At 73.5% G+C, this 17,396-nt stretch carries 17 protein-coding genes and 2 pseudogenes; 10 read left to right on the forward strand and 9 right to left on the reverse strand.

Features of this window, described 5'->3' with window-relative positions; genetic code table 11:
* The first annotated feature begins 20 nt into the window (after nucleotides 1–20).
* From sufD to Q1K26_RS28385, 5 genes are read left to right on the forward strand one after another with little or no spacing between them, the layout of a single operon-like run.
* Entirely contained in the window at nucleotides 21–1,139 is a 1,119-nt protein-coding gene (gene sufD / locus Q1K26_RS28365) for a Fe-S cluster assembly protein SufD (RefSeq protein ID WP_300019666.1), read from the forward strand.
* 36 nt (nucleotides 1,140–1,175) lie between these two features.
* Complete coding sequence (sufC, locus tag Q1K26_RS28370) at nucleotides 1,176–1,952, forward strand: Fe-S cluster assembly ATPase SufC (protein WP_300019610.1); 777 nt, start codon at nucleotides 1,176–1,178, stop codon at nucleotides 1,950–1,952.
* Nucleotides 1,952–3,199: a cysteine desulfurase gene (locus Q1K26_RS28375; protein ID WP_300019612.1), complete on the forward strand. Its 1,248-nt coding sequence runs from the start codon at nucleotides 1,952–1,954 to the stop codon at nucleotides 3,197–3,199. Before sufC ends, Q1K26_RS28375 begins: the two co-directional genes overlap by 1 nt.
* A gap of 2 nt (nucleotides 3,200–3,201) precedes the next feature.
* Nucleotides 3,202–3,654: a Fe-S cluster assembly sulfur transfer protein SufU gene (gene sufU / locus Q1K26_RS28380; RefSeq protein ID WP_300019614.1), complete on the forward strand. Its 453-nt coding sequence runs from the start codon at nucleotides 3,202–3,204 to the stop codon at nucleotides 3,652–3,654.
* Complete coding sequence (locus Q1K26_RS28385) at nucleotides 3,651–4,040, forward strand: metal-sulfur cluster assembly factor (RefSeq protein ID WP_300019616.1); 390 nt, start codon at nucleotides 3,651–3,653, stop codon at nucleotides 4,038–4,040. Before sufU ends, Q1K26_RS28385 begins: the two co-directional genes overlap by 4 nt.
* 77 nt (nucleotides 4,041–4,117) lie before the next feature.
* Here the strand turns inward: Q1K26_RS28385 and fdhD are convergent, their stop codons facing one another.
* The gene (gene fdhD / locus Q1K26_RS28390) at nucleotides 4,118–4,939 is read right to left on the reverse strand and encodes a formate dehydrogenase accessory sulfurtransferase FdhD (RefSeq protein WP_300019618.1); all 822 of its coding nucleotides are present in this window, start codon (nucleotides 4,937–4,939) and stop codon (nucleotides 4,118–4,120) included.
* A gap of 100 nt (nucleotides 4,940–5,039) precedes the next feature.
* On the opposite strand from fdhD, the gene Q1K26_RS28395 reads away from it, so the two are divergent.
* The 4 genes from Q1K26_RS28395 (at nucleotide 5,040) to Q1K26_RS28410 (ending at nucleotide 10,581) form a co-directional block, all read left to right on the forward strand.
* Nucleotides 5,040–6,971 carry a molybdopterin-dependent oxidoreductase gene (locus Q1K26_RS28395; RefSeq protein ID WP_300019620.1) on the forward strand — a complete coding sequence of 644 codons (1,932 nt, stop codon included), beginning with the start codon at nucleotides 5,040–5,042 and terminating at the stop codon, nucleotides 6,969–6,971.
* Between the two features lie 103 nt (nucleotides 6,972–7,074).
* Nucleotides 7,075–8,886 carry an NADH-ubiquinone oxidoreductase-F iron-sulfur binding region domain-containing protein gene (locus Q1K26_RS28400; protein ID WP_300019622.1) on the forward strand — a complete coding sequence of 604 codons (1,812 nt, stop codon included), beginning with the start codon at nucleotides 7,075–7,077 and terminating at the stop codon, nucleotides 8,884–8,886.
* Nucleotides 8,883–10,016, forward strand: a complete 1,134-nt coding sequence (locus Q1K26_RS28405; RefSeq protein WP_300019624.1) for a 2Fe-2S iron-sulfur cluster-binding protein — start codon at nucleotides 8,883–8,885, stop codon at nucleotides 10,014–10,016. Before Q1K26_RS28400 ends, Q1K26_RS28405 begins: the two co-directional genes overlap by 4 nt.
* 34 nt (nucleotides 10,017–10,050) lie before the next feature.
* A complete protein-coding gene (locus tag Q1K26_RS28410) occupies nucleotides 10,051–10,581 on the forward strand; it encodes a GtrA family protein (RefSeq protein WP_300019626.1) in 531 nt (176 codons plus the stop codon).
* A 20-nt stretch (nucleotides 10,582–10,601) separates the two neighbouring features.
* On the opposite strand, the gene Q1K26_RS28415 is transcribed toward Q1K26_RS28410, so the two are convergent.
* The gene (locus Q1K26_RS28415; RefSeq protein WP_300019628.1) at nucleotides 10,602–11,378 is read right to left on the reverse strand and encodes a molybdenum cofactor guanylyltransferase; all 777 of its coding nucleotides are present in this window, start codon (nucleotides 11,376–11,378) and stop codon (nucleotides 10,602–10,604) included.
* A gap of 107 nt (nucleotides 11,379–11,485) precedes the next feature.
* On the opposite strand from Q1K26_RS28415, the gene Q1K26_RS28420 reads away from it, so the two are divergent.
* Nucleotides 11,486–11,653, forward strand: a complete 168-nt coding sequence (locus Q1K26_RS28420) for a hypothetical protein (RefSeq protein ID WP_300019668.1) — start codon at nucleotides 11,486–11,488, stop codon at nucleotides 11,651–11,653.
* Nucleotides 11,654–11,660: 7 nt separating this feature from the next.
* Here Q1K26_RS28420 and Q1K26_RS28425 read toward each other — a convergent pair whose 3' ends face one another.
* From Q1K26_RS28425 to Q1K26_RS28455, 7 genes and pseudogenes are all read right to left on the reverse strand, one after another.
* Nucleotides 11,661–12,212 carry an ATP-dependent Clp protease proteolytic subunit gene (locus tag Q1K26_RS28425; protein WP_300019630.1) on the reverse strand — a complete coding sequence of 184 codons (552 nt, stop codon included), beginning with the start codon at nucleotides 12,210–12,212 and terminating at the stop codon, nucleotides 11,661–11,663.
* Nucleotides 12,213–12,227: 15 nt separating this feature from the next.
* Nucleotides 12,228–12,545: pseudogene (locus Q1K26_RS28430) on the reverse strand (ATP-dependent Clp protease proteolytic subunit).
* Nucleotides 12,546–12,642: 97 nt separating this feature from the next.
* Complete coding sequence (locus tag Q1K26_RS28435; RefSeq protein ID WP_300019632.1) at nucleotides 12,643–13,452, reverse strand: arylamine N-acetyltransferase; 810 nt, start codon at nucleotides 13,450–13,452, stop codon at nucleotides 12,643–12,645.
* Nucleotides 13,453–13,485: 33 nt separating this feature from the next.
* On the reverse strand, nucleotides 13,486–14,460 hold the full coding sequence (locus Q1K26_RS28440) for an adenylate/guanylate cyclase domain-containing protein (protein WP_300019634.1): 975 nt from the start codon (nucleotides 14,458–14,460) through the stop codon (nucleotides 13,486–13,488).
* 62 nt (nucleotides 14,461–14,522) lie between these two features.
* Complete coding sequence (locus Q1K26_RS28445; protein WP_300019636.1) at nucleotides 14,523–14,972, reverse strand: universal stress protein; 450 nt, start codon at nucleotides 14,970–14,972, stop codon at nucleotides 14,523–14,525.
* 65 nt (nucleotides 14,973–15,037) lie between these two features.
* Nucleotides 15,038–16,315, reverse strand: coding sequence for a lycopene cyclase family protein (locus Q1K26_RS28450; RefSeq protein WP_300019638.1), 1,278 nt, complete (start codon nucleotides 16,313–16,315; stop codon nucleotides 15,038–15,040).
* 39 nt (nucleotides 16,316–16,354) lie between these two features.
* A pseudogene (locus Q1K26_RS28455) lies at nucleotides 16,355–17,396 on the reverse strand (maltose alpha-D-glucosyltransferase); the annotation flags it as partial.

Raw genomic sequence — 17,396 nt, forward strand, 5'->3', positions numbered from 1 at the left:
TCGAGGGCGCCAAGGAAGGCATGGGCTCCAAGCCCCTGGCCAGCGCGAGCGAGCGGTTCACCTCCTACGACGTGGCGGCCTTCGAGGTCCCCAGCGGTCGCGAGGAGAACTGGCGGTTCACCCCGCAGCGTCGCCTGCGGGGGCTGCACCAGACCACGACGTTCGAGGCGAAGCCCACCGTCGCGGTGGCGGGCGCGGCGGGCGTGACGGTCGAGACCGTCGGCCGCGACGACGCCCGCATCGGCGAGGGCGGCGTCCCCGCCGACCGCGTCGCCGCGGCCGCGTGGTCGGCGTTCACCGAGGCCACGGTCGTCACGCTCGACGGCACGCCGGAGCCGGTCACCGTCACGGTGACCGGGCCCGGCGAGGGCGCCACCGCGGCCGGGCACGTGCAGATCCGCACGACCCCGCACACCGTGGCCACCGTCGTCGTGGAGAACAGCGGCTCCGGCACGCTGGCCGACAACCTCGAGGTCGTGCTGGCCGACGGCTCCACGCTGCACCTCGTGGTCACCGAGGAGTGGGCCGACGATGCCGTGCACGCGGGCGCGCACCACTTCTCGATCGGCCGCGACGCCACCCTGCGCGGGGTCGCCGTGCAGCTCGGCGGCGACCTGGTGCGCATCGTGTCCACGGTGAACTACCGCGGACCCGGCGGCGACGCCGAGCTGCTCGGCCTGGGCTACGCCGACGCGAACCAGCACCTGGAGCAGCGGCTGCTCGTGGACCACGGCGTCCCCCACTGCCGCTCCAACGTGCTCTACAAGAACGCGCTGCAGGGCAACGGGGCGCACACGGTGTGGATCGGCGACGTGCTGATCCGCGCGGCCGCGGAGAACACCGAGACCTTCGAGTTCAACCGCAACCTGGTGCTCACCACCGGGGCCCGCGCCGACTCGGTGCCGAACCTGGAGATCGAGACCGGTGAGATCGTCAGCGCCGGGCACGCCAGCGCCACCGGCCGCTTCGACGACGAGCAGCTGTTCTACCTGCAGAGCCGTGGCATCCCCGAGGACGCGGCGCGCCGCCTCGTCGTCCGCGGGTTCTTCGGCGAGATCCTGTCCAAGATCACCCTTCCCGAACTGCGGGAACGGCTGGAGGCGGCCGTCGAGGCCGAGCTCGCCGTCACCGGCATCTGACTCGCCCGACCTTCTTCGAGAGAGAGTTCCCACCACATGTCCACCTTGGAGATCAAGGACCTGCACGTCTCGATCGCGGTCGACGGCGGCACCAAGGAGATCCTCACCGGCGTGAACCTCACGATCCGCGCGGGCGAGACCCACGCGATCATGGGGCCCAACGGCTCGGGCAAGTCCACGCTCGCCTACGCGATCGCCGGGCACCCGCGCTACGAGGTCACCTCGGGCGAGATCCTCCTCGACGGGGTCGACGTCCTGTCGATGACCGTCGACGAGCGCGCCCGCGCCGGGCTGTTCCTCGCCATGCAGTACCCGGTCGAGGTCCCCGGCGTGTCCACCGCCAACTTCCTGCGCTCGGCGGCCACCGCGGTACGCGGCGAGGCGCCGAAGCTGCGTACCTGGGTCAAGGAGGTCAAGGCCGCGATGAGCGACCTCGACATCGACCCGGCGTTCGTCGACCGCAACGTCAACGAGGGCTTCTCGGGCGGGGAGAAGAAGCGCCAGGAGGTGCTCCAGCTCGCGCTGCTCAACCCGAAGTTCGCGGTGCTCGACGAGACCGACTCCGGCCTGGACGTCGACGCGCTGCGCGTCGTCTCCGACGGCGTCAACCGCTACCGCGCGAGCGGCGAGACCGGCGTGCTGCTGATCACGCACTACACCCGGATCCTGCAGCACATCACGCCCGACCACGTGCACGTCTTCGCCGGCGGCAAGGTCGTGGAGTCCGGTGGCCCGGAGCTGGCCGACGAGCTGGAGAAGCACGGCTACGAGCGCTTCACGAAGGCCGGCGCGGCGGTAGGAACCGCCGTCTGATGGACGTCCAGAAGATCCGCGGGGACTTCCCGATACTGGCGCGCACGGTGCGCGGCGGGCGGCCCCTCGTGTATCTCGACTCCGGCGCCACCGCGCAGCGCCCGCGCCAGGTGCTCGACGCCGAACGCAGCTTCCTCGAGCAGCACAACGCCGCCGTGCACCGCGGCGCGCACCAGCTCGCCGAGGAGGCCACCGACGCCTACGAGTCGGCCCGGGCCCGGATCGCCGCGTTCGTCGGGGCCGACCCGGGCGAGGTCGTGTTCACCAAGAACGCCACCGAGGGGATCAACCTGGTGGCGTACTCGATCAACAACGCCGACGGGTTCCCCGGCGCGGAGCGGTTCGAGATCGGCCCCGGCGACGAGATCGTGGTCACCGAGCTGGAGCACCACGCCAACCTCGTGCCGTGGCAGGAGCTGTGCCGGCGTACCGGGGCCACCCTGCGCTGGTACGCCGTCACCGAGGACGGGCGGATCGACCTCGACTCGATCACGCTCTCGGACCGGACGAAGATCGTCTCGTTCGCGCACCAGTCCAACGTGCTCGGTACGGTCCTCCCGGTGGCCGAGCTGGTGCGGCGGGCCCGCGAGGTCGGGGCCCTGGTGCTGCTCGACGCGTGCCAGTCGGTGCCGCACATGCCGGTCAACCTGACCGAGCTGGGCGTCGACTTCGCGGTGTTCTCCGGGCACAAGATGCTCGGGCCCTCGGGGGTCGGTGTGCTCTACGGGCGCGCCGAGCTGCTGGCCGCGATGCCCCCGTTCCTCACCGGCGGCTCGATGATCGAGATGGTGCGGATGGAGGGGTCGACCTACGCCCCGCCGCCGCAGCGGTTCGAGGCCGGGGTGCCGATGACGTCGCAGGCCGTGGGCCTGGCGGCGGCCGTCGACTACCTGAACGAGATCGGCATGGACGCCGTGCACGCGCACGAGCGGGAGCTCACCGCCCTCGCGCTCGACGGGCTGTCGGCGATCCCCGGTGTCCGGATCGTCGGTCCGGCCACCACCGAGGACCGTGGCGGCGCCGTGGCGTTCGTCGTCGACGGGGTGCACGCGCACGACGTCGGGCAGGTGCTCGACGACCGGGGCGTCGCGATCCGGGTGGGCCACCACTGCGCGTGGCCGCTGCACCGCCGGTTCGGGGTGGCCGCCACGGCGCGCGCGTCGTTCCACGTCTACAACACGCCCGACGAGGTCACCGCGCTGGTGCAGGGCGTGCAGGCGGCCCGCGAGTTCTTCGGGGTGGCGTAGAGATGCAGCTGGAGCAGATGTACCAGGAGATCATCCTGGACCACTACCGCACGCCGCACGGCTCCGGGCTGCGCGAGCCCTTCGACGCCGAGTCGATGCAGATCAACCCGACCTGCGGCGACGAGATCACGCTGCGCGTGCGGCTCGACGGCGACACCGTCGCCGAGGTCTCGCACGAGACCCTGGGCTGCTCGATCAGCCAGGCGTCGGCGTCGGTGCTCACCGACCTCGTCGTCGGGCGCTCGGTCGAGGACTCGTTCCGTATCCTGGCGGCGTTCCAGGAGATGGCGCAGGGTCGGGGCAAGGTCGAGCCGGACGAGGACGTGCTCGGCGACGGCGTCGCGTTCGCCGGCGTGGCGAAGTACCCGGCGCGGGTCAAATGTGCGCTGCTCGGGTGGATGGCGTTCAAGGACGCGGTCGTCCGGGTCGGCGACTCCAAGGAGGCAACAGCATGAGTGAGACAGAGGACGTCGTCCGCGGCGCGGCCGGGATGCCCGAGCCGCCTGCCGCGGCCGGGGAGAACCCGTCGGTGGACGACCTCGAGGAGGCCATGCGCGACGTGGTCGACCCCGAGCTCGGGATCAACGTCGTCGACCTGGGCCTGGTGTACGGCATCGCGGCCGCCGACGGCGTGGCCACCATCGACATGACCCTCACGAGCGCCGCGTGCCCGCTCACCGACGTCATCGAGGAGCAGACCCGCTCCGCGCTGACCGGTGGCGGCTCCGGCGGCCTGGTGGACGACATCAAGATCAACTGGGTCTGGATGCCGCCATGGGGCCCGGAGAAGATCACCGAGGACGGTCGCGAGCAGCTGCGCGCCCTCGGTTTCCGTGTCTGATCCCTCCGACGGGCCACGTCCCGGCGAGGGCTCCGCTCGTGGCGAACCCGGGGGTGCCGGCGAGACGGCGGCGGGGCTCAGGCGACGCGGGCCGGGTGGGCGTAGACGTTCATCGTGTCGCCCCGCAGGAACCCCACCAGGGTGATCCCGGCGTCGTCGGCCAGCTCCACGGCCAGCGAGCTCGGTGCCGACACCGCGGCCAGCAGCGGCACCCCGGCCATGACGGCCTTCTGCACCAGCTCGAACGAGGCCCGGCCGGACACCATCAGCACCGTGCCCGCTGCGGGCACCCGCCCGTCGAGCAGGGCCCGCCCGAGCACCTTGTCGACGGCGTTGTGCCTGCCCACGTCCTCACGGGCCACCAGTAGCTCACCGGAGGCGTCGAACAGGCCGGCGGCGTGCAGACCGCCGGTGGAGTCGAACAGCTTCTGGGCGGCCCGCAGCCCGTCGGGCAGGGCGCGCAGCAGCGCGGGAGTGACGATGAGCGGGTCGGCCGCGGGGGAGAAGCGGGTCTTGAGCCGCACGGCGTCGAGCGAGGCCTTGCCGCACACCCCGCACGACGACGTGGTGTAGAAGTTTCGCTCGATGCTCGCGTCGGGCGGTTCCACGCCGGGCGCCAGGGCCACGTCGAGGACGTTGTAGGTGTTGCGGCCGTCCTCGTCGAAGGAGTCGCAGTAGCGCGCTGTGGCCACGTCGGCCGGGCTGCCGAGCACGCCCTCGGTGAGCAGGAACCCGTGGGCCAGCTCGACGTCGTGGCCGGGGGTGCGCATCGTCACCGAGAGCGGCCTCCCGTCGACGCGCAGCTCCAGCGGCTCCTCGGCGGCCAGTGTGTCCAGCTCGCGGCGCCTGCCGTCGGGCCCGATCCGGACCACCGGCCTGCGCACGCTCAGGCGCCCCATCCCGATCCCTCCACTGACGACGCGTTCCGGTGACGCAGAACACGGACGATCAACTATCGTGGGTTCCAGGCTAACCCCGTTGCAGGCGAAAGGACCGACGATGCGCCGCCGCCCCCGTCACGTCCGGATCACCGAGCCGCTCGTCCGTGAGCGCGGGGAGCTGCGCCCCGCGAGCTGGGACGAGGCGCTCGACCGTGCCGCTGCCGGGTTCCGCGGTGTCCCGGGTGCCGCCTTCGGCATGTTCAGCTGCTCGAAGGCCACCAACGAGATGAACTACACCGCGCAGAAGTTCGCGCGCGCGGTGATGGGCAGCAACAACGTCGACTCCTGCAACCGCACTTGACACGCTCCCTCGGTCGTCGGTCTGACGGCCACGTTCGGAGCGGGTGGCGGCACCTCGTCCTACGAGGAGGCCGAGCACGCCGACCTGCTGATCCTCTGGGGCTCCAACGCGCGTGAGACGCACCCGATCTTCTTCCACCACGTGCTCCAGGGGCTGAAGAACGGCGCCCGGATGTACTCGGTCGACCCGCGGCGCACCTCCACCGCGCAGTGGGCGGACGGCTGGCTGGGCCTCGACGTGGGCACCGACATCGCACTGGCCAACGGGATCGGCCGCGAGATCATCCACGCGGGCCTGGTCAACGAGGCGTTCGTGAAGCGGTCCACCGAGCACTTCGAGGAGTACCGCGCCACCGTCGAGCCCTACAGCCTGGAGCGGGTGTCGCAGATCACCGGCGTCGACGCCGCGCTGATCCGGGAGCTGGCCCACGCCTACGGTCGCGCCGACCGCGCCCAGATCTGCTGGACGCTGGGCATCACCGAGCACCACAACGCGGCCGACTACGTGTTCGCACTGATCAACCTCGCGCTGCTGACCGGGCACGTCGGCCGCTACGGCTCCGGCCTGGTGCCGCTGCGCGGCCAGAACAACGTGCAGGGCGGCGGCGACATGGGGTCGATCCCGGCCAAGCTGCCCGGCGGCTACGACGTCGGCGACGACGAGGCGCGGGCCCGCTTCGAGCGGGCCTGGGGCGCCTCGATCCCGCCGGAGCCCGGGATGCACCTGTCGCAGATGTTCGAGGCCATGGAGCCGGGGCCCGATGGCAGAGCGCAACTGCGGGCGCTGTACTGCATCGGGGAGAACCCGGCGGAGTCCGAGGCCAACGCCACACACGCCCGGCACCTGCTGGAGGGTCTCGACCACCTCGTCGTCCAGGACATCTTCCGCACGGCCACGGCCGACATGGCCGACGTCGTGCTGCCCGCGGCGGCCGACTGGTGCGAGTACGAGGGCACCGTCACCAACTCCGAGCGGCGCGTGCAGCGGGTGCGCAAGGCGATCGACCCGCCCGGCCTGGCCCGTCCGGACACGCACATCATCTGCGCGGTCGCCGACCGCCTCGGGATGAGCTGGGGCGAGCCGACCGCGGAGCAGGTGTGGGACGAGCTCCGGTCGCTGTCGCTGAACTGGCACCACGGCATGAGCTACGCGCGCCTCGACGCGCTCGGCGGCCTGCAGTGGCCGTGCCCGGACGAGGACCACCCGGGCACGCCGCTGATGCACGCCCGCCTGTGGGAGTCCGGCGAGGCGCGGGGGAAGGCGGCCCCGTTCACGCCGGTGGAGCACGTGCCCCCGGTCGACACGCTGACCCCCGAGTTCCCGATCCGGCTCACCACCGTCCGGGTGCTCGACGGCTACAACTCCGGCGTGCAGACCGGCGGGTACGACTCGCCGCTGCGCCGCCGCGAGTCGCTGCGCATGGACGCCGCCGACGGGGCCCGCCTGGGCATCGCCGACGGCGACCGCGTCCGGGTCACGAGCCGGCGCGGCTCGGTGCAGGCCCCGGTCTGGTTCGACCCGGGCCTGCGCCCCGGCCTGGCCAGCTTCACCCCGCACTTCTCCGAGGAGGTCGACGTCAACGTGCTGACCAACGACGCGTGGGACCCCAAGTCCGGCACGTCGGAGTTCAAGGCCACGGCGGTGCGCATCGAGCGGGTCGAGGCGGCCCTGCCGGTGGCGGGCACGTGATGTCCGCTCGCACACAGGTTGCGGGGATCGCACACCGGTCCTGCCCTGCGTGCGACCACGTCAAGGTGTGTGCCAGCGGTCCGGACGGGCAGTAGGGAGAAGCGTGGATCTTCGTATTTCGTCGGCGGCACCCAGCGACGCCGAGCGCGCCGCGGTCGACGGCTTCCTGGGCGGCACCGGCGACGAGCACTTCGCCGACGCCGGGCACGCCGCGCGGGGACGGCGGCACCTGCTGCTGCCCGCGCTGCACGCCGTCTCCGACGCCGTCGGCTGGATCTCCCCGGGCGCGCTGAACCACGTGGCGCGCCGGCTGTCGGTGCCCCCGGCCGACGCGTACGGGGTGGCCACCTTCTACGCGATGTTCGCCACCGAGGCGCAGGACCCGCGCGTCGTGCACGTCTGCGACGACGTCGCCTGCGGGCCGTTCGGCGGGGAGGAGATCCTCGGCGCGCTGGACGGCAGCGGGGTCCACGCCGTCCGCAGCCCGTGCCTGGGCCTGTGCGAGCGGGCCCCGGCGGTGCTGTTCCAGCTGGCGGGCGAGCCGGACTTCAGCCACGCGCCCGCGGTGGCCGAGCAGGTGCGGGCGGCGGCCGAGGGCGCCGGCACCGCGGCCGAGGCCGACCGGCGCTTCGCCGACGTCACGGTGAGCGTGCCGCAGGCCGGGCAGCCGGGGCTGCGGCTGCTGCGCCGGGTCGGCGTCGTCGACCCCGACAGCCTCGACGACTACCGCGCCCACGGCGGCTACCAGGCGCTTCGGCGCGCCGTGGACCTCGGACCGTCGCGGGTGATCACCGAGGTCGCCGACGCGTCGCTGACGGGCCGCGGCGGCGCGGCGTTCCCCACCGGTGTCAAGTGGGACGGCGTCGCGAAGGCGCCCGAGCGCCCGCACTACCTGGTGTGCAACGCCGACGAGTCCGAGCCCGGCACGTTCAAGGACCGCGTGCTGATGGAGGCCGACCCGTTCGGGCTGATCGAGGCCATGACCATCGCCGCCTACGCCACCGGCTGCGAGCGCGGCTACCTCTACATCCGCGGCGAGTACCCGCTGGCCACCCGCCGTCTGGAGCGCGCCATCGCGGCGGCGCGGACCCGCGGCTACCTCGGCGACGACGTCATGGGCGAGGGGTTCGCCTTCGACATCGAGCTGCGCCGCGGCGCGGGGGCCTACATCTGCGGCGAGGAGACGGCGCTGCTCAACTCCATCGAGGGGTTCCGCGGGGAGCCGCGCAACAAGCCGCCGTTCCCGTCGGTGAAGGGCCTGTTCGGCAAGCCCACCGTGATCAACAACGTCGAGACGCTGTACAACGTCCTGGAGGTCCTCGCGATCGGCGGGCCCGCGTTCGCCGGGATCGGCGCCGGGCGCTCCACCGGGTCGAAGCTGTTCTGCGTCGCCGGAGCGGTGGGCGCTCCCGGCGTCTACGAGGTCGACTTCGGCACCACGCTGCGCGAGCTGCTGGAGCTGGCGGGCGGCCTGCGCGGCGAGCTGCGCACGATCCTGCTCGGTGGCGCCGCGGGTGGGTTCGTCATGCCCGACCAGCTCGACGTCGTCCTCACGCTGGAGGGCGCGCGCGAGATCGGGGCCACGCTCGGGTCGGGCGTGGTGCTCGCGTTCGACACCGACGCCGACCTGACCGCCACCCTGCGCCGGATCGCCGCGTTCTTCCGCGACGAGTCCTGCGGGCAGTGCGTGCCGTGTCGGGTCGGTACCGTGCGCCAGGAGGAGTCGCTGGCGCGGCTGGAACGGGGGGCTCCGCGCGGGCCGGAGCTCACGCTGCTCGGCGACCTCGCCCGCGTCATGCAGGACGCGTCGATCTGCGGGCTCGGGCACACCGCGCCCGCAGCGGTGCAGTCCGCGCTGGACCTGGGCCTGCTCGACGTGCCCACACCCCGCAACGGGAAGGTGTCGCTCCGATGACCACCACCGCCGACGGCGCTCCCGAGGCCGACGCAGCGGGCGCGGCCGTGCCCGGCACCGACACCGTCGGCGACGGCCCGCGGGCGGGCGAGGGGGCGTCGCGCGAGGCCGCCACCGGGCCGGTCGGCCCCACATCGGTCGACCCGGTCGCGCCCGACCGGGCCCCCACCACGGGTGGGCCGGTGCTGCTGGGCCGGATCCGCCGGATGGTCACCCTGACCGTCGACGGCGCGGAGCTGCGGGTGCCCGAGGACGCCACGATCCTCGACGCGCTGCACGCCGAGGGCACTCCCGAGCAGGCCGACACCCCCACGCTGTGCTGGGCCCCCAACATGGACCCGATCAACGCCTGCCGCGTCTGCGTGGTGGAGGTGGAGAACTCGCGGGTGCTCGTGCCGTCGTGCGCGCGCACGGTCGAGGACGGCATGGTCGTGCGGACCGACACCGAGAAGGTGCGGCACAGCAGGCGCATGGTGCTGGAGCTGCTGGCGTCGTCGGTGGACATGAGCCAGAGCAGCGCCGACGTGGCACGCTGGATGGTCGACTACGGCGTCGACGCGGGGCGCTACGGCCCGCCCGCGCCGCCCGCCGCCGACGGCGAGCGCGACCGCCGCCACGCCGGCCACCACCACGCCCCCGACGGCGCCACCGCGGAGACCGTCGCCCAGCCCGTGAAGATCGACAACGACCTGTACGTGCGGGACTACTCGCGGTGCATCATGTGCTACAAGTGCGTCAACGCCTGCGGCACCGACGCCCAGTTCACGTTCGCGATCGCCGCCGCCGGGCGCGGGTTCGACGCGCGCATCGCCACCGAGTACGACGCCGAGCTGCCCGACTCGGCCTGCGTGTACTGCGGCAACTGCATCGGCGTCTGCCCCACCGGCGCGCTGAAGTCCGTGCGCGAGCACGAGCTGCGCGAGGCCGGCGACTGGCATCCGGAGCAGGAGACGGTCACCACCACGATCTGCTCGTTCTGCGGGGTCGGCTGCAACCTGGAGCTGCACGTGCAGCAGGGCTCGATCGTCAACGTGACCAGCCCGGCGGACCACTCGGTCACCCACGGGCACCTGTGCATCAAGGGCCGGTTCGGGTTCCAGCACGTCCAGAACCTGCCCCCGGGCACGTAACCTCCCGTCCACCCGCCTGGGCCAACCTGGCGGCGTGACCGACCTGCGACCCCGCACCCGCACCGCGGCCGACCGGTTCGCCGGTCTCTGCGCGCGGATCGCGCGTCCCCTCCCCGCCTGGGTCGCGCCGAGCTTCCTGGGCTTCTGCCTGATCAACGGGTTCACCTTCGGCGTCGACCTGGTGCTCCTGACGATCATGTACGGCCTGCTGGGCTGGCCGAGTCCGGTCGCGGTGACCCTCGGCTACGCCGTCGCGTTCGGGCTGAGCTTCGTGCTCAACCGGTGGCTCAACTTCCGTTCGCACGCCCCGGTGGGCCCGCAGGTGGGGCGCTACGTCGTGGCGGTGGTCGTCAACTACCTGGCGTTCATCCTGGGCGTGGGCAGCGGGTTGGTGGCGTTGGGCGTGCAGTACCACGTGTCCCGGCTCGTGGCGGGCGCGTGCGAGGGTGTGTTCATGTACGGCGTGCTGCGGTGGGTCGTGTTCCCCGCGCCGCCTGCCGCTGCGGGAGCAGCAGGGACACCAGCGCGACCGCGGCGACGGCGGATGCCGCGACCGTGGACGTGACCCCGACGGCCTCGGGTCCCTCAGCCGAACCGGACCGTGTCTCCCGCCACCATCGGCAGGTACGGGTCGGTGCCGACCGGCCCCCCGTTGAGCGTGACGGGGCCGGTGGGGTGCAGCTCGCCCAGGGTGGCCGCCCGGACCGGGCCGATCCCCTCCACCCGCACCACGGCCGCCTGCCGGGCGCGCGCCGCGGTGTACTCGTCGGGGGTGTTGACGTTGAGCACGGAGTCGAGGTCGGGATCGAGGCGCGCGACGTCGGCGTCGGCGAGCAGCGCGGCGTCGTCGAGACGGGCGACCGCGCAGCGCGCGAACAGCAGCCCCGGGCCGAGCTTGCCGGGCGGGTGTTCCTCGAGGATCGCCCTCACCAGCGCGGCCAGGTCGGGCCGGTAGGCGGCGGCCAGCGGCTGGCGGAAGCCGCGGGCGTGGGGGAGCGCGACGTCCACGCCGGGCCGCACCGCGGACAGCACGCGGCGGACGAACGCGGGATGCAGGAACGGCATGTCGGTGGAACACACGAACGCGACCGGTGCGCGTCCCGCGACGGCCGCCAGCCCGGCCCCGATGCCGACCAGCGGGCCGCGCCCCTCCACCGGATCGGCGACGACCTCGGCGCCGGCCGGCAGCGGCGGCAGCACCTGCCCCGGCGAGGCGACCACGACCAGCGGGCCGTCGACGGTGCGCCCCAGCAACGCGACCGTCCGGTACAGCATCGTGGACCCGTGCCACTCCAACGCGGCCTTCGCGGTGCCCATCCGCGACGACCGCCCGCCCGCGAGCACCACTCCCGCCGCGTGCATGCGCGCCACCGTAGCGGCCGCTGTGTGCGGCGCCCGGCGGGCGGTCGGCGTAGCGTCGAGGGCGGCCCGTGGACCCGCGGGCCGGGCGCAGTGGGGTGGTGGTTGCCGTGATGCGGATCGTGTTCGTGCTGCTGGCGCTGTGGGTGGTGCTGACGGTCGTCGGGTTCGTCGTGAAGTCGCTGTTCTGGCTGGCCGTCGTGGGCCTGGTGCTGTTCGCGGGCACGGCGGCATACGGCGCGATCCGGCGCAACGAGGCCCGCCGCTCGCTGCGCTGAGAACCGCTCACGTGGTGACCCGGTCGATCAGTCCGTACGCCACCGCCTCCGGCGCGGAGAACCAGCGGTCGCGGTCGAAGTCGGCCTCGATCCGCTCCACGGGCTGTCCCGAGCGCCCGGCGATGAACTCGGCGATCTGCCGCTTCATCAGCCCGAGCCGTTCGGCCTGGATGACGATGTCGGACTCGGCGCCGCCCACGCCGCCGGAGGGCTGGTGCATCAGCACCTGCGCGTGCGGCAGCGCCGTCCGCTTGCCCGGCGCACCGGCGGTGAGCAGGATCTGGGCCATCGAGCCGGCCAGCCCGGTGGCCACGGTGGCGACGTCGGGCTCGATCGCGTGCATCGTGTCGAGGATGGCCATCCCGGCGGTCACGGATCCGCCGGGGGAGTTGATGTAGAGCGTGATGTCGGTGCTCGCGTCCTCGGCCGCGAGCAGGAGCAGCTGGGCGACGATGCGGTTGGCGATCGGGTCGTCGACCTCCTGACCGAGCACGATGATGCGCTCGCGCAGCAGCCGGTCGAAGACCGAGTCGTCCAGGGTCGGAATCGCGTTCGGCATTCTCGTGACCTCTTCTCAGGATTTCTTGCGGCTGGGCACGATCTGGTCGGCCAGGCCGTAGTCGACGGCCTGCTCGGCGGTGAGGAACAGATCCCGCTCGACGTCGGAACGGATCCGGTTGGGCGACTGCCCGGTGTGCCGGGCGAGCGCGGCCTCCATCGCCCGGCGCATCCGGGAGATCTCGGCGGCCTGGATCTCCAGGTCCTAGGCCTGGCCGCGGATGCCCGCCACGGCCGGCTGGTGGACCTTGTTGTAGGGCGTGGTCTCCTGCACGCCGTAGGTCGTGCGTTCCACGAACGACGGAAGGACGTATCGGGAATGGGCGGTCGTCATGGGCGGGACGGTATCGCCGCAATGGTGACGATCCGGCTCTGTTTCGCCGCGGGCGGAAGGTTCGCTCCGAGCGAAATCGACCGGACGGCTTTTTTTCTCAGAACAGGCGCGCGAGGTGGGTGTCGAGGTCGGGCAGGCCGGAGGTGTCGACGTGCAGGTGCCGTTCGAGCGCGTCGCGCACCTCGCGCACCGAGCCGAGGTCGACGATCTCCGAGGGGCCCCCGAGATGGTGGACGGTGTAGCGCGCGTCACCGAGGGCGTGGCGCCGGTCGGCGTCGACGCGGGCCGCGGTCAGCCCCGTCACGAAGTGCGAGTCCGGGTGGTGCGAGACGTAGAAGCTGGCCACCTCGTGGTCGATCGGATGGTGCACCCCGTCCGGGTCGAACCGGTACATCGACCGCCAGGCCCCGCCGATCGACACCTGCATCACGAGGTCGCCACCGTCGGGCCGCAGCCGGTAGGTCTCGTGCGGCGTCTCCTGCGCGACCCCGGGCGCCAGCGCCAGCACGCCGGTGAGCGTGTTGCCGCCGAACCCGACGTCGACGACGTGCGGGCCGTGCGGCAGCTCCACGCGCAGCAGCAGGTGGCTCAGCGGGGTGGGCGGGGTGTCGACCGGCCGGCCCCACACGACCCGCGCGAGGAGGGCCACTGCGGTGTAGCCGAGCGCGCCGAGTGCGCCGAGCAGCAGCCGGTTGTGCTCGAAGCAGTAGCCGCCCCGCCCGCCGCGCACCAGCTTCGCGTCCAGCGATGCGGGATCCAGGCCCACCTCGCGCCCGGTGAACGGGTCGAGGTTCTCGAAGGGGATGGACCGGGTGTGACCGGAGACGACCGCGCCCAGCGTCGCGAGGTCGGGCGGTCCGGCGGGGACGCCGATGCGGTCGAGGTAGGCGGGGAGGTCGACGTCCATGTGCTCACCGTGCCCGGTGCACCCGGGTTCAGGTCAAGGGGCACCCGGGCGACCGAGCAGCCACGGGTGCAGGTGCCGGTAGCCGCGCACCGCGACCGGGCGCAGGGACCGCACGGTGAAGCGCGCGTCGGCGGCGAGCGCGTCGGCCACGGCCCGGTCGACGAGCACCGAGTCCGGCCGGGCGTGGGTCGTGAGCCGGGAGGCGATGTTGACCACCTCGCCGTAGACGTCGCCGTAGCGGGTGAGCACCGCTCCGGCGGCCAGCCCGATCCGCAGGTCGGGCAGCACGTCGTCGGCCCGCACCCGGTCCAGCAGCGCCAGCGCGATGCCCGCCGCGTCCGCGGCGTCGTCGGCGACGAACAGCACCTCGTCGCCGACGGTCTTGACGATCCGGCCCCGGCCCTGCGCGATCACCTCCGTGGTGGCGGCCGAGAAGCGCTCGATGAGGTCGCCGAGCTCGTCGACCGACCGCCGCCGCGTGGTGCGCGTGAACCCCACCATGTCCGCGAACCCGACCACGAGCTCCTGCGAGCCGCCGGCCGGGGCGGTCATCCGGTGCACCGCGGCCGCGAGATGGCGGCGCCACACGTAGCTCTGCAGCTGCTCCAGCGCCGGGATGACGGCCGCGGCGACCTGCAGCGACTGCTGCGGGGTCAGGCCGTCGCCGGATCCCTCGAGCAGGCGCCGCAGCATCCCGACCTGCCACTCGGCGAGCCGCGACATCGACTGCGCCACCGCACGGGCGACGGCCTCGCGGACGTCGGGCTCCAGCACGCCGGCCTCGGTGAGCCCGGTCATCAGCCGGATCGCGGCGAGGTCCTGGTCGGTGAACAGCGTCTCGGTGTCGTCGACCTCGGCGAAGCCGAGCGAGCGCCACAGCCGCCTGCCCTCGTCGGGGTCGAGATCGGCCGCGGCGGCCAGCTCGGCCCGGGTGTAGCGCCGGGGCGCGCCGAGCACGATCTCCTCGACGGCCTCGTCGAGCGGCGCGTCCCCGGCCAGGTGGCGCACGACCGCGCCGGACAGCAGGCTGCCGACGCCGTCCAGGAAGCGCTTGATGCCGCCCGTCCCGCTCAGGTGGTGTGCACGATCAGCACGTCGATGCCGGAGCGGCGGGCCACGTCCGACGGCACGGAGCCCAGGATGCGGCCCGAGAGCGTGTTGAGGCCGCGGTTGCCGACGACGATCAGGTCGGCCTTCGCGTCGTCGGCGGCCCGCCGCAGCACGTCGGCGGGCGGGCCGTCGGCGGCGATCGTGCGGACCTTGGGCGCGCCGGCGGCGACCGCGCGGTCCTCGGCGGTGCGCAGCGTCTCCTCGGCCGGGGTCCAGCCGACGACCAGGAAGGCCTCGTCCTTCAGCGCGTCCTCGGCGCCCGCGGTCTCCTCGCGGCTCGCGGGGGTGAACGCGCACACGACGACGAGCTCGGCGTGGCTGTCGGCGGCCACCGCGGCGGCGCGGTCGACCGCGGCGAGGGAGGTGTCGGAGCCGTCGGTGCCGACGACGATGGTGCGGTACGCGGTCATGGGTTCCTCCGGCTTCGGGGCACCCAGGTTACTGCGGGTAGCACCCGCTTGCCGCACCGGTGTCCTCACCCGATCGGGGCAGCCTCGTTGGTGCGCACCGGGGGCAGCAGGGCCGGTGCGACGAGGCGCCTGCGCAGCGGGCCGTCCGCGGCCCGGAACAGGGCGCCCATGGTGGCGGCGGTGCCGCGGACGTCGTCGCGCGCGGTGAGGTAGGACCAGCGGTGACGCTCGGGTAGCGAGAAGAACACCTCGAAGAACGCCGGCACGTCGGCGGGCGGCATCCGCAGCAGTGCCTCCAGGCCGATCCGCCGGAAGCGGTGCACCGCCCGGGCGGCGGGCGGCCAGACGCCGGCCCGGGCGTGCGCGAGCGCGGCGCCGGGGTCGGCGGGCAGGTGGCGGGCGAGCGCCGCGGCCACCTGCGGGGCGAGCCGCAGGGACGCGGCCAGGCTGAACCCGCTGGCCGGGTGGACGAGCGGCGCCGCGGCGCCGAACCCGAGCGAGGCGGCCGCGCGGTGCCGGGGCCGGTCCACCGGGAACGACACCTTCTCGGTCCGCGCGTCGGGCGGGGGAGCGATCCCGTGCCGGGCCAGCCGGGCGTGCAGCCGGCGGCGCAGCACCGTCAGCGGCAGCCCGGGGCGGCGGGCCAGTGAGGTTTCCTCGAGCAGCACCCGGCCCCCGCCCAGCGGGACCGCGTAGAGGAACGTGGGCCAGCCGGGCTCGCCGTGGTCGGCGCGCCAGTCCATGAACAGCGCCTCACCGGGCGCCACGAGCGGTGCGGCGAGAGTCGCGTCGACCACGAGCCCGTACGCGGTCTGCTCGGCAGGCAGCCGGTGACCCGCGCGCGGGCCCAGCGGTTGGGCGCGCCCCCCGGCGTCGACGACCACCGCGGCCCGCAGGTGCGAGCCGCCGGCGAGCGCGACGACGCCGGGCTCCGGGGACCCCACGGCGCGCCCGGCGTGGACGCGGACCCCGGCGAGCCCGTCGTCGAGGTGCGCGCGCAGGGCGGGGACGTCGAGTACGGCGTACTCCCACCCGAGCCGGTGCCCGGTCACCGCGACGGCCCGGCCCGCGGCGCGCGCCGCGACGACCCGGGCCGGCAGGTCGGGGGGGAGTTCGGCGCACCACATGCCGTACGTGGCGGTCCACGGCCGGTCCGGGGCCGGGTCGAGGAGCCCGACGTCGAGCCCGGCCCGCCCGCACGCCGCGGCCAGCGCGCGCCCCGCGGGCCCGCCACCGACAACCAGGACGTCCACGCGACCCATGGTGCCCTCCCGTTGCAGCCCGGCCCCGTTGCGGCCCGGCCCCGTTGCGGCCCGGCCCTGTTGCAGCAAGGCCACCTTCACGCAACGAGACTGCGTGAAGGTGGCCTTGCTGCAATCCGGTCAGGTCTGCGGGCCGCCCGTGACCAGCAGCGACACCCCGTGGTGCGCGTCGAGCTCCATCGCGAAGCTGTGCAGGTCGTCGACGATGGCGATCTCGTCGCCGGTGACCATGTCGGTGACGGTCGCCCCGGCGGGCAGGTGCTCGGAGCGGACGGTGCCGGCGATCGCCTCGGCCGCGAAGTTCAGCACCGTGAGCTGCATCCCCTGCGTGTCGTCGAGCTCATGGACCAGCACGAGCATGCCCTTCTGCGACACGTCGGGGATGTCCACCTGCCGGCCCACCGCGATCCCGTGCTCCCGGCGCACCGAGAGGATCTTCGCCAGCCGCCGCGCGAAGCTCGTCTCGTCGCGGATCTGGTCGGGCAGCGTGCCGTACAGGGACACCCCGCGCGGCATCCCCGACGCGGACACCGTGGCGTCGGGGTCGTAGCCCATCAGGTCGTGGGCGCCGCGGTGGATCCAGCGGGTGTCGCCGTCGGCGATCAGCGGAGCGACCTTCGCCGGGTCGACGGTGAGCATGCCGCACAGGTCCCAGCCCGACAGGGCGAAGACGCCGGGCTGCCAGGCGTTGAACATGGCCAGCAGCAGGTGCGCGCGCCGGACCCGCTCCACGTCGTCGGCCGAGAGCGCCGCGGTGTCGTGGTACCCGAGCACCGCGGTGATGACCGACGCGGTGGTGCAGGCGATCCCGTTGGTCGTGAACACCCGGTTGTACGGGGCCGCGTCGCCCGTGAGGTGCTCGACGAGGTCCGCCCGGACGGCCGCGGCCAGCTCGGTGCCGGTGGCCTCCTCGCCGCGGAAGGTGTAGACGTCGTCGCGGTGCCCGGCGTCCCAGTGCACGAGCTCGTAGGTGAGCTCGTCGTGGTTCTGCAGCGCGTGCACCAGCGACGCGGGCTCGACACCCAGCTCCAGCGAGGTGCGCAGGGTCAGGCGCAGGAACTCGGTGTCGCCGGTGGCCAGTGCGTGGTGGTAGGCGGGGCGGTTGACGAAGTCGTAGGACAGGTCGGCGCCGGCCTCGGCGGTGATGCGGATGTCGTCGATG

It is taken from the genome of Pseudonocardia sp. (genome assembly GCF_029263155.1).
In the GTDB taxonomy this organism is placed as follows: Bacteria; Actinomycetota; Actinomycetes; order Mycobacteriales; family Pseudonocardiaceae; genus Pseudonocardia.

Excerpts from the sequence above, each read along its gene's own strand:
- sufD (WP_300019666.1), top strand. The coding sequence starts at position 21 with ATGGGCTCCAAGCCCCTGGCCAGCGCGAGCGAGCGGTTCACCTCCTAC.
- sufC (WP_300019610.1), top strand. The coding sequence starts at position 1,176 with ATGTCCACCTTGGAGATCAAGGACCTGCACGTCTCGATCGCGGTCGAC.
- Q1K26_RS28375 (WP_300019612.1), top strand. The coding sequence starts at position 1,952 with ATGGACGTCCAGAAGATCCGCGGGGACTTCCCGATACTGGCGCGCACG.
- sufU (WP_300019614.1), top strand. The coding sequence starts at position 3,202 with ATGCAGCTGGAGCAGATGTACCAGGAGATCATCCTGGACCACTACCGC.
- Q1K26_RS28385 (WP_300019616.1), top strand. The coding sequence starts at position 3,651 with ATGAGTGAGACAGAGGACGTCGTCCGCGGCGCGGCCGGGATGCCCGAG.
- fdhD (WP_300019618.1), bottom strand. The coding sequence starts at position 4,939 with ATGGGGCGCCTGAGCGTGCGCAGGCCGGTGGTCCGGATCGGGCCCGAC.
- Q1K26_RS28405 (WP_300019624.1), top strand. The coding sequence starts at position 8,883 with ATGACCACCACCGCCGACGGCGCTCCCGAGGCCGACGCAGCGGGCGCG.
- Q1K26_RS28415 (WP_300019628.1), bottom strand. The coding sequence starts at position 11,378 with ATGCACGCGGCGGGAGTGGTGCTCGCGGGCGGGCGGTCGTCGCGGATG.
- Q1K26_RS28425 (WP_300019630.1), bottom strand. The coding sequence starts at position 12,212 with ATGCCGAACGCGATTCCGACCCTGGACGACTCGGTCTTCGACCGGCTG.
- Q1K26_RS28435 (WP_300019632.1), bottom strand. The coding sequence starts at position 13,452 with ATGGACGTCGACCTCCCCGCCTACCTCGACCGCATCGGCGTCCCCGCC.
- Q1K26_RS28445 (WP_300019636.1), bottom strand. The coding sequence starts at position 14,972 with ATGACCGCGTACCGCACCATCGTCGTCGGCACCGACGGCTCCGACACC.